The organism is Enterobacter cloacae complex sp. BZL2005 (assembly GCF_049238885.1).
In the GTDB taxonomy this organism is placed as follows: domain Bacteria; phylum Pseudomonadota; class Gammaproteobacteria; order Enterobacterales; family Enterobacteriaceae; genus Enterobacter; species Enterobacter roggenkampii.
This window is the reverse complement of the sequence record NZ_JBMKGI010000013.1, coordinates 59,264-74,309: the sequence shown is the minus strand read 5'-3', so window position 1 is coordinate 74,309 and position 15,046 is coordinate 59,264. Positions and strand designations below refer to the sequence as shown.

At 57.2% G+C, this 15,046-nt stretch carries 14 protein-coding genes; 3 read left to right on the top strand and 11 right to left on the bottom strand.

Translation table 11 applies throughout. The features are described from left to right. Positions 1 to 53: 53 nt before the first annotated feature. The 3 genes from dinF to ACOTXI_RS18925 form a co-directional block, all read right to left on the bottom strand. Positions 54 to 1,391: an MATE family efflux transporter DinF gene (gene dinF, locus ACOTXI_RS18935; protein ID WP_021242751.1), complete on the bottom strand. Its 1,338-nt coding sequence runs from the start codon at positions 1,389 to 1,391 to the stop codon at positions 54 to 56. 63 nt (positions 1,392 to 1,454) lie between these two features. Next, the gene (gene lexA / locus ACOTXI_RS18930) at positions 1,455 to 2,063 is read right to left on the bottom strand and encodes a transcriptional repressor LexA (protein ID WP_008503366.1); all 609 of its coding nucleotides are present in this window, start codon (positions 2,061 to 2,063) and stop codon (positions 1,455 to 1,457) included. A gap of 108 nt (positions 2,064 to 2,171) precedes the next feature. Beyond that, positions 2,172 to 2,540 (bottom strand): diacylglycerol kinase, encoded by a 369-nt coding sequence (locus tag ACOTXI_RS18925; RefSeq protein ID WP_021242750.1) that lies wholly within the window; start codon positions 2,538 to 2,540, stop codon positions 2,172 to 2,174. Positions 2,541 to 2,694: 154 nt separating this feature from the next. On the opposite strand from ACOTXI_RS18925, the gene plsB reads away from it, so the two are divergent. Then, positions 2,695 to 5,115 (top strand): glycerol-3-phosphate 1-O-acyltransferase PlsB, encoded by a 2,421-nt coding sequence (plsB, locus tag ACOTXI_RS18920; RefSeq protein WP_058653805.1) that lies wholly within the window; start codon positions 2,695 to 2,697, stop codon positions 5,113 to 5,115. A gap of 104 nt (positions 5,116 to 5,219) precedes the next feature. Here plsB and gntU read toward each other — a convergent pair whose 3' ends face one another. From gntU to ACOTXI_RS18895, 5 genes are all read right to left on the bottom strand, one after another. Further along, positions 5,220 to 6,560 (bottom strand): gluconate transporter, encoded by a 1,341-nt coding sequence (gntU, locus tag ACOTXI_RS18915; protein ID WP_014833577.1) that lies wholly within the window; start codon positions 6,558 to 6,560, stop codon positions 5,220 to 5,222. A 3-nt stretch (positions 6,561 to 6,563) separates the two neighbouring features. Continuing rightward, entirely contained in the window at positions 6,564 to 7,091 is a 528-nt protein-coding gene (gene gntK, locus ACOTXI_RS18910) for a gluconokinase (RefSeq protein WP_008503362.1), read from the bottom strand. Positions 7,092 to 7,217: 126 nt separating this feature from the next. Then, on the bottom strand, positions 7,218 to 8,213 hold the full coding sequence (gene gntR, locus ACOTXI_RS18905) for a gluconate operon transcriptional repressor GntR (RefSeq protein WP_058653804.1): 996 nt from the start codon (positions 8,211 to 8,213) through the stop codon (positions 7,218 to 7,220). Positions 8,214 to 8,314: 101 nt separating this feature from the next. Further along, entirely contained in the window at positions 8,315 to 9,010 is a 696-nt protein-coding gene (locus tag ACOTXI_RS18900) for a pirin family protein (RefSeq protein WP_008503360.1), read from the bottom strand. Positions 9,011 to 9,133: 123 nt separating this feature from the next. Further along, positions 9,134 to 10,171 (bottom strand): oxidoreductase, encoded by a 1,038-nt coding sequence (locus tag ACOTXI_RS18895; RefSeq protein ID WP_045417735.1) that lies wholly within the window; start codon positions 10,169 to 10,171, stop codon positions 9,134 to 9,136. Positions 10,172 to 10,427: 256 nt separating this feature from the next. Between ACOTXI_RS18895 and yhhY the strand changes: the two genes are divergently transcribed. After that, positions 10,428 to 10,916 carry an N-acetyltransferase gene (gene yhhY / locus ACOTXI_RS18890; RefSeq protein WP_008503358.1) on the top strand — a complete coding sequence of 163 codons (489 nt, stop codon included), beginning with the start codon at positions 10,428 to 10,430 and terminating at the stop codon, positions 10,914 to 10,916. An 86-nt stretch (positions 10,917 to 11,002) separates the two neighbouring features. Here yhhY and ggt read toward each other — a convergent pair whose 3' ends face one another. Continuing rightward, on the bottom strand, positions 11,003 to 12,748 hold the full coding sequence (gene ggt, locus ACOTXI_RS18885) for a gamma-glutamyltransferase (protein ID WP_072205823.1): 1,746 nt from the start codon (positions 12,746 to 12,748) through the stop codon (positions 11,003 to 11,005). 123 nt (positions 12,749 to 12,871) lie between these two features. Here ggt and ACOTXI_RS18880 point away from each other — a divergent pair, with 123 nt between their 5' ends. Then, the gene (locus tag ACOTXI_RS18880) at positions 12,872 to 13,249 is read left to right on the top strand and encodes a DUF2756 family protein (RefSeq protein ID WP_021242742.1); all 378 of its coding nucleotides are present in this window, start codon (positions 12,872 to 12,874) and stop codon (positions 13,247 to 13,249) included. Here ACOTXI_RS18880 and ugpQ read toward each other — a convergent pair. Together ugpQ and ACOTXI_RS18870 are read right to left on the bottom strand one after the other, a co-directional pair. Then, positions 13,233 to 13,979, bottom strand: a complete 747-nt coding sequence (ugpQ, locus tag ACOTXI_RS18875; protein ID WP_039266982.1) for a glycerophosphodiester phosphodiesterase — start codon at positions 13,977 to 13,979, stop codon at positions 13,233 to 13,235. The two genes, ACOTXI_RS18880 and ugpQ, sit on opposite strands and share 17 nt — an antisense overlap. After that, entirely contained in the window at positions 13,976 to 15,046 is a 1,071-nt protein-coding gene (locus ACOTXI_RS18870; RefSeq protein WP_008503354.1) for a sn-glycerol-3-phosphate import ATP-binding protein UgpC, read from the bottom strand. Before ACOTXI_RS18870 ends, ugpQ begins: the two co-directional genes overlap by 4 nt.

Below are 15,046 nucleotides of genomic sequence, written 5' to 3'. Positions count from 1 at the left end.
ATTATTGTAGTTAAGGATTCCGTGGTTAATTTCATATTCGGAATCTTTAACCGTCACGATATATCGGAGCGCGAGGGAAACCAGGTATTGTTTTGCCAGTGTCGGTGCCAGATAAACGCCAGCGATAATCCGCGCAGCGAGAGGAAGACGGCCAGGGCCAGCCATAAACCATGATTCCCCAGCCAGGGGAGCGTCAGGAGCGTCAGGCCAAATCCGGCCGCCGCGACAGCCATACTGTTGCGCATTTCGGCTCCGCGCGTCGCCCCAATAAACATGCCGTCCAGCAGATAACACCAGACGCCAACCACCGGTAAGACGACTTGCCAGATGAGATAGTGGCTCGCCAGCTCGCGCAGCGCAGGGAGAGAGGTAAGCAATGCAACGATCTGCTCACCGAAGCAGGCGTAAACCAGACCAAAGGCCAGCGCCACCAGCCCCGACTGACGGCAGGCAGCCCGCCAGACCTCCCGTAGCTGCCCGCTTTCGCGCGCCCCGTACGCCTGCCCGGAATGCGCTTCAACCGCGTAGGCAAAACCGTCCAGCGCATAGGCGGTAAAGGTCAGAAGCGTCATCAATACCGCATTCACCGCAACGATTTCCGGCCCCAGTCGAGCCCCGAAAACCGTCAGCGCACCAAAGCAGAGCTGAAGAAGAAGCGAGCGCAACATGATGTCACGGTTGAGCGCCAGCAGCTTACGGATATTGCCGCGCCATGCGGTTTTGAGCAGCGCCAGGGAGATCCCGCGCATGGCCAGCACACGCCGGACCATCCACAAGCCAATGATAAAGGTCCCGTATTCGGCAATCGCCGTCGCCAGCGCCGCGCCCTGCACGTTCATATGCAGACCCATGACCAGCCAGACGTCCAGAACAATGTTGAGCAGATTACCCACCACCAGCAAAATCACGGGCGCGCGGGCGTACTGCACGCCCAGTAGCCACCCCAGCAGAACCAGGTTTGCCAGCGAGGCGGGTGCGCTGAGCCAGCGGATTTCCAGGAACCGTCGCGCCTGCGCCAGTACCGCTTCGCTGCCACCGACGATATGAAGCGCAAGATCGATCAGGGGGGCCCGCAATACAACGATTAACGCACCCGCGCCAAGCGCGAGGATCAGCGGCTGCACCAGTGCGCGCGCCAGACGCAGCGGATCTTTCGCGCCATAAGCCTGTGCGGTAAGACCGGTGGTACTCATGCGCAAAAAGAGCAGCAGCATAAACAGGAAGCTGGTTGCCGTCGCGCCAATCGCCACGCCGCCAAGATAAACCGGTGAATCAAGATGGCCTATAACGGCAGTATCAACCAGCCCCAGCAAGGGCACGGTAATATTGGAGAAAATCATCGGCAGAGCAAGACGCCACAATGCCTTATCGGATGCCGTCAGCAGTGACATGAAAGATACCGGGAGTGGGGAATGAATCAGGCTACAGCGGTGCCATAGCCTGTCAGGAAGAGGTTACAGCCATTCACCGTTGCGAATCACGCCTACCGCCAGACCTTCAATAGAGAAGCTCTGTTCGCGGAGGTCGACCACAATCGGGGTGAACTCGCTGTTTTCGGGCAGCAACTGAACAGTGTTACCCTGCTTTTTCAGACGCTTAACGGTCACTTCGTCATCAATGCGTGCGACCACGACCTGGCCGTTTCGCACGTCCTGGGTTTTATGCACCGCAAGCAGATCGCCATCAAGAATGCCGATGTCTTTCATCGACATGCCACTGACGCGCAGCAGGAAATCAGCGCTCGGTTTGAACATGCCGGGATCGACCTGGTAGTGACCTTCAATATGCTGTTGTGCCAGCAGCGGCTCACCTGCAGCAACGCGGCCTATCAGCGGAATGCCCGTCTCTTCTTCCACCAGCAGGCGGATACCACGCGACGCGCCTGACACAATCTCAATCACACCCTTACGCGCCAGCGCTTTCAGGTGTTCCTCGGCAGCATTCGGAGAACGGAAGCCCAGACGCTGCGCGATTTCCGCACGCGTGGGTGGCATACCCGTCTGGCCGATATGATCCCGAATGAGATCAAACACCTCTTGCTGCCTGGTCGTTAACGCTTTCATTCCGCCCCCTGGGTGTATATACAGTTATGCTGTGAGTATATACAGTCAAAGGCGATTTTGGAACCAAAAACTGCACAAAAAACCAGGGACTTAATTATTCCTCGAGGCTCATCGGAAATGTGACCAAAGCAGGGTGACCCAGGTGATAACGGCAGTGATAATCGCCAGCAACACGGCAGCAGAGCCCATGTCTTTTGCACGGCCAGAAAGCTCATGGAAATCGGAACCAATGCGATCAACAACGGCCTCAATAGCGCTATTAAGAATTTCCACTATCATCACCAGAAGTACGGAACCGATAAGCAGTACGCGGGTAATAGCATCAACATCAAGGAAACAGGCGACGATCACCGCGATGATAGCGGCGACGCCCTCCTGGCGAAAAGCGGCTTCGTTGACCCATGCGGCACGGAAACCTTTCCATGAATAGCCGGCGGCTTTGATGATACGCGTTAACCCAGTGGTATTATTGGCCATTAAAAGAACCTTTTTTAAAAAAGAGCGTCATTAACATGAGGCGGAGCGCGTTTCGCTACAGCCTGAAGTATGACGGGTAACAACAGAAATTTTGCGCGCTTTCTGTTATCCTTGCGCCGCAATTGCATTATTAACCAGAGGCTTTACATCGTTTATGTCCGGCTGGCCACGAATTTACTACAAATTACTTAATTTACCATTAAGCATCCTGGTAAAAAGCAAGTCTATCCCAGCAGAACCCGCGCTGGAACTGGGGCTCGATACGTCGCGCCCTATTATGTACGTTTTGCCTTATAACTCGAAGGCAGACTTACTGACGCTTCGCGCCCAGTGTCTGGCGCATGACTTACCTGACCCGCTTGAACCGCTGGAAGTTGACGGTACGCTGCTGCCACGCTATGTGTTCATCCACGGCGGGCCGCGCGTGTTTACCTATTACACGCCGAAAGAAGAGTCCATCAAGCTGTTCCATGACTATCTCGACCTGCACCGCAGCAACCCCGATCTGGATGTGCAGATGGTGCCGGTATCGGTGATGTTTGGTCGTCGTCCGGGTCGTGAAAAAGGCGAAGAGAATCCGCCGCTGCGCATGCTTAACGGCATCCAGAAGTTCTTCGCGGTCTCCTGGCTGGGACGCGACAGCTTTGTGCGCTTCTCCCCTTCCGTTTCGCTGCGTCGCATGGCGGACGAGCACGGCACCGACAAGATCATCGCGCAAAAACTGGCGCGCGTGGCGCGTATGCACTTCGCCCGTCAGCGCCTGGCGGCCGTAGGGCCACGCCTTCCGGCGCGTCAGGATCTGTTCAACAAGCTGTTGGCTTCAAAAGCGATCGCCCGCGCCGTTGAAGACGAAGCGCGCAGCAAGAAAATTTCGCATGAGAAAGCTCAGCAGAACGCCATTGCGCTGATGGAAGAGATCGCAGCAAACTTCTCTTACGAGATGATTCGCCTGTCCGATCGTATTCTCGGCTTTACCTGGAACCGCCTGTATCAGGGTATCAACGTCCATAACGCCGAGCGCGTGCGTCAGCTGGCGCACGATGGCCATGAGATTGTCTATGTCCCCTGCCACCGCAGCCACATGGACTACCTGCTCCTTTCCTACGTGCTCTATCACCAGGGGCTGGTGCCACCGCACATCGCAGCCGGTATCAACCTGAACTTCTGGCCCGCGGGCCCGATTTTCCGCCGCCTGGGCGCGTTCTTTATTCGTCGTACCTTCAAGGGCAACAAGCTCTACTCCACCGTGTTCCGCGAGTATCTGGGCGAGCTGTTCAGCCGCGGCTATTCCGTGGAGTACTTCGTGGAGGGCGGTCGTTCCCGTACCGGTCGTCTGCTCGATCCGAAGACCGGCACGCTGTCGATGACCATCCAGGCCATGCTGCGCGGCGGTACCCGTCCGATCACGCTGGTGCCAATTTACATTGGCTATGAGCACGTGATGGAAGTGGGCACGTACGCGAAAGAGCTGCGTGGCGCGACCAAAGAGAAAGAGAGCCTGCCGCAGATGCTGCGCGGCTTGAGCAAGCTGCGTAATCTCGGTCAGGGCTACGTGAACTTCGGCGAGCCGATGCCGCTGATGACCTACCTGAACCATCATGTGCCGGAATGGCGCGAGTCCATCGATCCTATCGAAGCGGTGCGTCCGGCCTGGCTGACGCCAACGGTTAACGGCATCGCATCCGAGCTGATGGTGCGCATTAACAACGCCGGTGCGGCTAACGCCATGAACCTGTGCTGTACGGCACTTCTGGCTTCGCGTCAGCGCTCGCTGACCCGTGAACAGCTTACGGAGCAGCTGGATTGCTATCTGGACATGATGCGTAACGTGCCGTATTCGGTTGACTCGACCGTGCCTTCTGCAACCGCCAGTGAACTTATCGATCACGCGTTGCAGATGAACAAGTTTGAAGTGGAGAAGGACACGATCGGCGACATCATCATTCTGCCGCGCGAGCAGGCCGTTCTGATGACCTACTACCGCAACAACATCACGCATATGCTGATGCTGCCGTCGCTCATGGCCGCCATTATTACCCAGCATCGTCATATCTCCCGTCAGGAGCTATTGCGCCATCTTGAGACCCTCTATCCGATGCTGAAAGCGGAGCTGTTCCTGCGCTGGAGTAAGGATGAGCTGGCGACAGAACTGGATAAGATGACGGAAGAGATGCGTCGCCAGGGGCTGATTACCCTGCACAACGACGAGCTGCACATCAATCCGTCACGCTCCCGCACCCTGCAGCTGCTGGCGGCCGGTGCGCGCGAAACGCTGCAGCGCTACGCCATCACGTTCTGGCTGCTGAGCGCGAACCCGTCCATCAACCGCGGTACGCTGGAGAAAGAGAGCCGGACGCTGGCCCAGCGCCTGTCCGTTCTGCACGGCATTAACGCCCCTGAATTCTTCGACAAAGCGGTCTTCAGTTCTCTGGTGCTGACGCTGCGCGATGAAGGTTTCATCAGCGATACGGGTGATGCCGAGCCGGAAGAGACGTTGAAGGTATACCAGATGCTGGCAGAGCTGATTACCTCGGACGTGCGCTTGACGATTGAGAGCGCCACGCAGGGCGAGTAACACAATGCCGGGTTATGGCCCGGCCTGACGCCCTGGATAATAAAAAGGCCCGGTAAGCGCTGACGCTACCGGGCCTTATTTTTAGCCTTGTTAAATCACCGCATTTAGCTGAGCAGCGTAAAGGCAATCATCCCGACAATTGCACCCGTCGTACCGAGAATGGTTTCCATCAGCGTCCAGGTTTTCAGGGTTTGCGCTTCGGTGGCGCCGGTAAACTTACCGAACAGCCAGAAGCCGGCGTCGTTAACGTGAGAGACCACAATCGAACCACCCGCGATACAAATAGAAAGCGCGGCCATCTGGGCACCGGAGTAGTTCAGCTGTTCAATCACCGGCATCACCAGACCCACGGCGGTTAAACACGCCACGGTAGCAGAACCCTGGATGATACGTACCGCCGCAGCCAGCACAAAGCAGGTCACCGCAATCGGCAGGCCCATCCCGGTCAGCGCTTCACCCAGAGCCGGGCCCACGCCGGAATCCACCAGCACCTGCTTGAACACGCCGCCTGCACCGATCACCAGCAGGATAATCCCCGCAGGCTGCAGCGCCGCACCGCAGATCTCCATCACCCGGTCTTTTGGCATCCCCTGACGCATCGCCAGGCCGTAAATCGCCACCAGGCACGCCACCAGAATCGCCGTGAACGGGTGACCGATGAACTCAAACCACTCGTAGGCAGTGGACCCCACCGGCACAAAGCGCGCAGCGATGGTTTTCAGACCCACCAGCACCAGCGGCAGCAGGATCAGCGACAGACTGAAGCCGAAGGATGGCATTTTGCCCTCGCCCAGGTGCGGCTCGGTGATGTCATCCGGAATATGCAGCTCAACGTAACGGCTGATGAAGTTGCCCCACAGCGGGCCGGCGATGATCATCCCCGGGATTGCCGCGCACAGGCCAATCAGAATCATCCAGCCAAAGTCGGCGTGCATCTGGGATGCCAGCAGCATCGGCGCCGGCCCTGGCAGCAGAAACGCTGCGGCTGCCGCCACGCCCGCAAACAGCGGAATGACCAGCTTGACGAGGTTAGTGCCGGTATGGCGCGCCATAGAAAACGCGACGCTGATGAGCAGCACAACGGCCACTTCAAAGAACAGCGGCAGCGCGCAAATCAGACCGGCCAGACCAATCGCGTAATGCGCACGGCTGTGGCCGAAGGATTTCAGCATCTTAACGGCAATCTGGTCGACCGCGCCCGTCTCGTGCAAAATCTTGCCAAACATCGCGCCCAGCGCGACCACAATCGCCAGGAAGCCCAGCGTACCGCCCATCCCTTTTTCCATTGTCGCGGCGATCTTGTCGAGCGGCATACCGGAAAAGAGACCTGCACCAATAGAAACCACCATCAAAGCAACAAAGGCGTGCATCCGCGCCTTCATCACTAAAAACAGCAGCAGCAATACCGAACCTACTGCTGTCAAAACTAGCGTTAATGTACTCAAAACTTACTGCCTTTTATTAATGACCTCGATGGTGCTGGCAACAACACCCTCCAGTGACTGATCGATATCAACCACTAAGACGTCTTTTTCGTCTTCACCCGGCTCCTGCAGCGCTTCAAACTGCGTCACCAGCATCTGGGTTTTGAAGAAGTGACCTTTACGCGCCTTCAGGCGGCTTTCAATCACCTCGAAATCCCCTTTCAGGTAGATGAAAGAGAGGTTCGGATTGCCGTCACGCAGCAGATCGCGGTAGGTTTTTTTCAGCGCGGAGCAGACGATCAGGGAGACTTTATTGGTGCGCTGCATCGCGAACGCGGCGTCGTTCAGCGCCTGCAACCACGGTTTGCGGTCGTCGTCGTTCAGCGGCTCGCCAGAGGCCATTTTCATGATGTTGCTGCGCGGATGGAGGAAGTCGCCATCAAGAAACGCAGCCTGGAGTTGATGCGCCACTTCGCTGGCCACGGCTGATTTCCCGCTACCGGAAACGCCCATCAGGACGTAGACGTGGTGATCGTGATTAGTCGTGCTCAAAGGGTGTCCCTCAGTCAATTGTTACGGGTAACAGTTATCGGTAACATTGTCCTGCCGGGGCAAAAGAGAAGCAATATCCAAACGTGCGCGAAGTGAATAAGTGTGAGCTACTTCAAATTTGTCAGTTCAAATAGATCCACCCGGTGACAAGGTGAAACCTAAATCTAACATTTTCGGCGTAACCGTCTCGCCACGAATGCGCGCCAGCAGGCGTTCTGCGCCAATGCGGCCCATACGCTCACGCGGCGTCAGGACGCTCGCCAGACGCGGCTCCATCACCTGACCGATGTCATGACCGTGGAAACCGGCGATCGCCATATCATCAGGGATCTTCAGCCCCAGACGCTGGCACTCAAACGCTGCGCCGACCGCAAGGTCATCGTTGGTACAGAAAATACCGTCCAGTTGCGGATACTCGCGTCGCGCCTGACGCATCAGCTCAATACCCGACGTATAGGAAGAGGACTGCTCCACCATCACGCTGTACGGGGTTAAGTTCTCGTCGAGCATCGCCTGCTCGTATCCCTTCTGTTTGATGATAGTACGTTCATCAAGACGCGCACCCAGATAGGCGATATGACGATGCCCGCGGGCGATAATGGCCGCCGTCATCTGGCGCGCCGCTTCGAAGTTATCAAAGCCGACGGCGATGTCGAGGCACGGCGACTGGCTGTCCATCAGCTCCACGACCGGAATACCGGCCACTTCAATCATTTTGAGCGTGCGGGCAGTGTGGGTACGTTCGGTTAAAATCAGGCCGTCAATGTTCCAGGAAAGCATCGATTCAAGACGTTCCTCTTCGAGTTCCGGCTTGTACCCGTAGTGGGCGAGCATGGTCTGGTAGCCAAACGCATCGGTGACGCTTTCAATTCCACGTAATACTTCGGCGAAAACCTGGTTGGTCAAAGAAGGAAGCAGAACGCCCACCGCGCGGCTGGTCGCATTCGAGAGAATATCGGGTGCACGGTTGGGGATGTAACCCAGTTCATCAAGGGCAGCGGCAATCTTGCCACGTAACGCCACGGAAACCTGTTCCGGGTTACGTAAAAAACGGCTGACCGTCATTTTGGTCACACCGACGCGATCGGCGACATCCTGAAGTACGGGGCGTTTCTTTTTCATCGTCCTGAGAAATCTTGAAGTGAGAGATTTGCTCAGTTTACCACGGACAAAGCCCATCCTTCCCCTGTCAAAGGGAAGGATGGGGATTTATTTATGTTTTATTACACCGGCGGCAGGTCAAACAGCAGAATTTCGCTTTCGCTGTCGGCATGCACGGAGATCGCCTGCTCATCCCAGATGGCCAGACCATCGGCGGTTGTCGCTTTGGTGCCGTTGATGGACACCTCCCCTTTCACCACCTGGATCCACACGCGGCGGTTAGCGGCAATCTGATGCACGGACTGTTCATCTTTCGCCAGCGCCCAGCGGTACAGCTCCATATCCTGATGCACTTTCAGGGAACCTTCACGCGCATCCGGGGAGAGCACCAGCTGTTTACCCTGTTTGGCGTCGAAGCGGCGCTGCTCGTAGCGCGGCGTGATGCCTGTCTCTTCTGGAATGATCCAGATTTGATACAGGTGCAGTTTTTCCGTTTTGCTTGGGTTGTACTCAGAGTGACGCACCCCGGTACCCGCGCTCATAATCTGGAACTCGCCCGCCGGAACCTGCTCTTTGTTGCCCATGCTGTCCTGGTGCTCAACCGCGCCTTCCAGCACATAGGTCAGGATTTCCATGTCTTTGTGCGGGTGGGTACCAAAGCCCTGGCCTGCATCAATCACGTCGTCGTTAATCACGCGCAGTGCTGAGAAGCCCATGAAGTTCGGGTCGTAGTAGTCGGCAAACGAGAATGAATGCCATGAGTCCAGCCAGCCATGATTCGCGTGACCACGTTCGTTTGCTTTGCGTAAGTAGATCATTGTTTTCACCCTCAGTTCGTTTCGATGGAGTAAGTGTGGACGCAAACGGCCTGGGATCATAGGGGGTGAAAATTGACTCCTCTGTTCAAAAATTGTGAATAAGTGCAGAGGAGCCGTTTTTGCTTATTTCGCGAGGGTTACCGTGGCAGGAGAAGCCTGTTCGAAGGCCCGCTCAAGGATTTCGAGGTTGGTCAGAACGTCAGATTCCTTGACGTAATTCGCCGTGCCGTTTGTGAGGGTCTCAAATAGCGCATCATAGACGCGGCCATAGTCGCCGGTTTCCGGCTTCAGCGTTTCTTTGACCGTCACGCCCTCGTCGTTCACATACTCCAGCACGCCCACGGAATCGTCCTCCGCAAAGCCAGGTTCACCGGGCATGATATTGGCCTTCAGGCTGGTCTCCTGCTGGTCGATACCGTATTTGATAAACGAACCTTTAGTGCCGTGAACGATAAATTTCGGGTAATCGATCTTCACCAGGTGGCTGGTTTTGACGATGGCTTTAAGGTCGCCGTAGAACAGCTGGGCTTCGAAGGTATCGTCCGGGTTGGCTTTATTGCGCAGGCTGCGAATGTCATACGTCACGTGGTCCGGGCGGCCAAACAGGGAGATGATCTGGTCCATGGTGTGCACCCCCAGCCCGTAGAACGAACCATCCTGCGGCAGTCCGGGTTGCGTTTCCGCCACCGGGCGGTAGTAATCGAAGTGACTTTCGATCTCCACAATGTCGCCGAGCTTGCCGCTTTCAATCGCTTTTTTTGCCGTCAGGAAGCAGCTGTCAAAGCGACGGTTCTGATACGGCGTGACGGTCAACCCTTTACTTTTCGCCAGCGCGAACAGCGCTTTCGCTTCGGCGATGGTCGGGGTGAACGGCTTTTCTACCAGCACGTTTTTGCCCGCTTCCAGCGCGCGTTTCGCATAGTCAAAATGGCTGTCGGCGTGGGTGCAGACAACCACCAGCGTGACCTGCGGATCGTTAAGCACCTCATCGAGATCGCTGGTGAAATGGATGTGGGAGTACTGCGGAGACTGCTCCTCCGGCTTCGCGCGGCGGCGGTAGATATGGGCCACATGCCAGGTATCTTTACGGTTGAGGACATACGGCAGGTGATAGCGGGTGGTGCTTTTGCCAAATCCAATAAATGCACAGTGTAGTGTCATGGCTCAGTCCTTTTGGAAGGTTACTGAGTCTAACCATAACAAAAAAAAAGCCAGCTAAAAGCTGGCTAAAGTAATACTGGAAGCAATGTGAGCAATGTCGTGCTTTCAGGTTCCCGTAGCGGTCTTCCTGAATGCAGAGCAATAATAATCATTCTCATTCGCACTTGTCCAATACTTTTTGCAAAAAATAGCGGTTGACTCAAATTTTAAAGTCACTGATGTTGGAAGGGCCTTTTAACTGACTGAGGAACAAGGAATGAGTGAGATAGTGATACGCCACATCGAACCCAGCGATGCAGAAGCTTTACGTGACATCATGTCGCATCCTGATGTGTATCACGACACGCTACAGCTCCCTCATCCTTCTATGGAAATGTGGCACGAACGCGTTGCGACAAAACCAGGCCGGCGCCATCTCGTTGCCTGTCTGGACCAGCGCGTTATTGGACATATGGCACTGGACGTAATGGAAAACCCGCGCCGCAGCCATGTTGCCACATTCGGCATCAGCGTGGCTGCGGATATGCAGGGACGCGGCGTAGGCCGCAGGCTCATGAGCGAGATGATCAACCTGTGTGACAACTGGTTGCGTATTGAACGTATCGAACTGACGGTCTTTGCCGATAACCCCTCGGCAGTTGCCCTCTATAAAAATTTTGGTTTTGAAATCGAAGGAACCGGCAAGAAATTTGCCCTGCGCAACGGCGAATATGTGGACGCGTATTATATGGCGAGAATGAAGTAATGATTTGCCGGGTGGCGGCTTCGCCTTACCCGGCCTACGTTCGTGCAGTTGTAGGCCCGGTAAGCGCAGCGCCACCGGGCAACACATCAATACCCCGCCGTCAAATCATCCACCGAACGCGGATCTGATGCGCCAAACAGCGCTCCGTCCGGCCCCACCATAATGCTCTGGGTGCTGCCCATCGCCTCTTTCACCGCCACCTTCTGCCCACGCTGCTCAAGCAGTTTAATGGTGTCCGGGCTAAAGCCCTTCTCGACGCGCAGCTCGTCCGGCAGCCACTGGTGGTGGAAACGCGGGGCGTTAGTCGCTTCGGCGACGTTCATCCCAAAGTCGATGCTGTTTACCACCATCTGTAATACGGTGGTGATAATCCGGCTGCCGCCCGGGCTACCGGTTACCAGCCAGGTTTTGCCCTCTTTCACCACGATGGTGGGCGACATGGACGACAGCGGACGTTTCTTCGGCCCTACCGCATTCGCATCGCCGCCGACCAGCCCGTAGACGTTCGGCACGCCCGGCTTGGCGGAGAAGTCATCCATCTCGTTGTTCAGCAGAATGCCGCTGTTGCCCGCCACAATCCCGGTGCCGAAGGTGGTGTTGAGCGTATAGGTCACCGCCACCGCGTTACCGTCTTTATCCACCACCGAGAAGTGGGTGGTCTGGTTGCTTTCATACGGCGCCAGCTTGCCGGGACGGATCTCGCTCGACGGCTTGGCCTTGTTGATATCAATCTGATCGGCAATGGATTTGGCGTACGCCTTGTTGGTCAGCGCCTGCCACGGCACCTTCACGAAGTCCGGATCGCCGAGATATTCCGAGCGGTCGGCGTAGGCGCGTTTTTCCGCTTCCGCCATCACCTGCATGGCATCCGTGCTGCCGAAGCCGAACTTGTGCATATCGAAGTTTTCAAGAATGTTGAGGATCTGCACGATGTGAATGCCCCCGGAAGACGGCGGCGGCATGGAGAAGACCTCGTACCCGCGGTAGGTGCCGCTAATCGGCTCGCGCTCCACCGCCCTGTATTCCGCCAGATCCGCTTTGGTGATGAGCCCGCCGTTCTTCTGCATCTCTTCCGCAATCTGGTCGGCAATCGCCCCTTTGTAGAAGGCGTCCGGACCGTGCTCCGCAATAAGCTCAAGGCTTTTGGCAAGGTTCTTCTGCACCAGCTTATCGCCCTTCTTCAGCGGTTCACCGTCTTTCCAGAAGATCGCCTTGCTGTTTTCGTGATTCGGGATGACTTCGCTGCCGTAGGTTTTGAGGTCGTCTGCCAGGGCGTCATTCACCACAAAGCCCTCCCGCGCCAGCTTGATAGCAGGCTGAACCACCTTGTTCAGCGGCATCGTGCCGTATTTTTCCAGCGCCAGCGAGAAGCCCGCAACGGTGCCCGGCGTGCCGGAGGCCAGGTGCGAGGTCAGGGATTTTTTACTGTCCGGGTTGCCCTGGTCATCGAGGAACATGTCCCGTGACGCCTGAGAAGGCGCCATTTCACGGAAGTCGATGGCGGTGGTTTTTCCGTCTTTGGTGCGCAGCATCATAAAGCCGCCGCCGCCCAGGTTCCCCGCCTGCGGGTGCGTCACCGCCAGCGCATAGCCGACGGCGACCGCCGCATCCACCGCGTTACCGCCCTGCCTGAGAATATCGACGCCCACGCGGGTCGCCAGCGCATCCACCGACGCCACCATGCCGTGGGTTGCCCGCACGGGATGAAAGACATCTTCCTCCACGCCGTAAGAGACCGGAGGCGCCGCGGGCGGGTTGGCCGCCACGCTAAATGTACCGCCTGCCATCAGCGCGGCGAGGGCGACCCAGCGCAAAAACGTTGGTTTCATCATTATTGTTCTCCAGGTGAAGGGATCCATATTCCCCGCTTAAGCCTGGTTCACAACTCCTAAAAAATCATCGTCATGGTGAAATCAGGGTAAACTTAAGAGAGACCTCAAAAGGAGGAAATGACAATGAAACGCTTATTGATTCTTACGGCGCTGATCCCCTTTGCCGCGCTCGCACAGCCACTCAACACCATGAACAACCCTAACCAACAGGGTTATGTCATCCCGAGCCAGCAGCGTATGCAGACCGAGATGATGAGCCAGCAACAGCAGCAAAAAGGGATGCTGAATCAGCAGCTGAGAACGCAGACCCAGATGCAGCAGCAAAGCCTGCAAAATCAGATGAACGCCAACACCCAGCGCGTGCAGCAGGGGCAGGTGCGCGAGCAGCCGCTGCCGAACAGAAACGGCGGAATGTTAGGTGGGATGACCTCGTCAGGCAGCGGACAGCAGCATATGCTGCCGCCGCAGTCGAATGGCAGTATGCTTAATCCGCAGAACTAAAGTCCGGGCCGATCAGGTCAATCGCATCGGTACAGATGCTGTCCACGCCCCAGCGCAGCAGTTCGGCTGCACGCTGGGGTTTATTGACGGTGTAAACCAGAATATGCAGACCCGCGTCTTTCAGCACCTTCACCCGCGCCTCATCCAGCAGCTTGTGATTAAGATGAATAGAGACACACGCTAAGCGCGTCGTCAGCTCACGCCAGTCCTCGCGCCACTCGTCCAGCAATAGCCCGCGCGGCAGTTCCGGCGCTGCGGCCTGTGCGGCCTCCAGCGCATCGATTTCAAATGATGACAGCAGCGGCGCGGTCATCCCTTCCCACAGCTCGCGCGCGGCAAGGGCAATCACTTTGCCGGTCAGCGGCCCGGTGCCGGTGGTCGGTTTGATTTCGATATTGGCCATCATGCCGTGCTGGCGACAGCGGTCGGCCACTTCCGCCAGCAGCGGCAGCGGTTCGCCTTTGAATTCGCCGCTGTACCAGCTTCCGGCGTCGACCTTCAGCAGATCGCGCCACGGCAGCTCGCCCGCCACGCCCCAGCCGTTGCTGGTGCGTTCGAGGTTATCGTCATGCAGCAGGAAAATCTCGCCGTCTTTCGACAGCTTGGCGTCGAACTCGATCATGGTGTGGCCGTAACGCGCGCCAACATCAATCGCCGCCAGGGTGTTCTCCGGCGCCAGCTTACCGCCGCCGCGGTGGGCGACGACGTGGGGATAAGGCCAGTTGCTCATACTCGTTGTCCTGTTTCACCGTCAAAAAGGTGCAGATGATTTTCCGGCAGGTGCAGCCACAGCGTGCTGCCTGCTTTCGGGCGCTCCTGATGCGCCAGACGCACCACCATCTTTTGCTCGCCCCAGCGCCCGTGCGCCAGGTTATCTGCACCTAACATCTCCAGCGTGTCCATCACCAGCGGCACGCCGCCTTCCGCCTGAGAGGTTAAACCGATATGTTCCGGGCGGATACCGAGCGTCATCTTACGCCCGGCGTAGCCACGATAGTACCAGTTGATCGGCAATGCCATCCCGCTTTCCAGCTCAAAGTGCGTGCCCGTGCTGCTGATGCGCCCTTCGAGCAGGTTCATCGCCGGGCTGCCGATAAAGCTCGCCACAAAGCGGGTGGCCGGTTTCTCGTAGACTTCCACGGGGGTACCAATCTGCTCGGCAACGCCTTTGTTCATCACCATCACGCGCTGGGCGAGGGTCATGGCCTCAACCTGATCGTGGGTGACGTACAGTGACGTGGTTTTCAGACGACGGTGCAGCTGCTGCAGCTCAAGACGCATCTGCACGCGCAGCTTGGCGTCGAGGTTAGAGAGCGGCTCGTCGAAGAGGAATACCGCCGGATCGCGCACGATGGCGCGCCCCATCGCCACGCGCTGGCGTTGGCCGCCGGAGAGTTCGCGCGGGCGGCGCTTGAGCAGGCCGTCCAGCTCCAGAATACGCGCCGCTTCTTTCACGCGCTCCTCAATATGGCCTTTGCCCATGCCGCGGATTTTCAGCCCCCAGGCCATGTTCTCCTCCACGCTCATGTGCGGGTAGAGGGCGTAGTTCTGGAACACCATCGCGATGCCCCTGTCTTTCGGCTCCATCTCGGTGACGCGCTGGCGGTCAATCCAGATATCCCCGGACGTCACGCGCTCCAGCCCCGCCACCATGCGCAGCAGCGTAGATTTGCCGCAGCCGGACGGGCCGACCATCACGATAAACTCCCCGTCCGCCACGTCGAGCGTGAGCGGCTGAATCACCTGGGTTTTGCCGTCCCAGCTTTTGGTTACTGCCTGAAGTTTTAAACCTGCCAT

Coding starts and splice junctions, on each gene's coding strand:
- gntR (WP_058653804.1), bottom strand. CDS start 8,213: ATGAAAAAGAAACGCCCCGTACTTCAGGATGTCGCCGATCGCGTCGGT.
- ACOTXI_RS18925 (WP_021242750.1), bottom strand. CDS start 2,540: ATGGCCAATAATACCACTGGGTTAACGCGTATCATCAAAGCCGCCGGC.
- lexA (WP_008503366.1), bottom strand. CDS start 2,063: ATGAAAGCGTTAACGACCAGGCAGCAAGAGGTGTTTGATCTCATTCGG.
- ACOTXI_RS18895 (WP_045417735.1), bottom strand. CDS start 10,171: ATGACACTACACTGTGCATTTATTGGATTTGGCAAAAGCACCACCCGC.
- plsB (WP_058653805.1), top strand. CDS start 2,695: ATGTCCGGCTGGCCACGAATTTACTACAAATTACTTAATTTACCATTA.
- ACOTXI_RS18900 (WP_008503360.1), bottom strand. CDS start 9,010: ATGATCTACTTACGCAAAGCAAACGAACGTGGTCACGCGAATCATGGC.
- ugpQ (WP_039266982.1), bottom strand. CDS start 13,979: ATGAGCAACTGGCCTTATCCCCACGTCGTCGCCCACCGCGGCGGCGGT.
- yhhY (WP_008503358.1), top strand. CDS start 10,428: ATGAGTGAGATAGTGATACGCCACATCGAACCCAGCGATGCAGAAGCT.
- ggt (WP_072205823.1), bottom strand. CDS start 12,748: ATGATGAAACCAACGTTTTTGCGCTGGGTCGCCCTCGCCGCGCTGATG.
- dinF (WP_021242751.1), bottom strand. CDS start 1,391: ATGTCACTGCTGACGGCATCCGATAAGGCATTGTGGCGTCTTGCTCTG.
- ACOTXI_RS18880 (WP_021242742.1), top strand. CDS start 12,872: ATGAAACGCTTATTGATTCTTACGGCGCTGATCCCCTTTGCCGCGCTC.
- ACOTXI_RS18870 (WP_008503354.1), bottom strand. CDS start 15,046: ATGGCAGGTTTAAAACTTCAGGCAGTAACCAAAAGCTGGGACGGCAAA.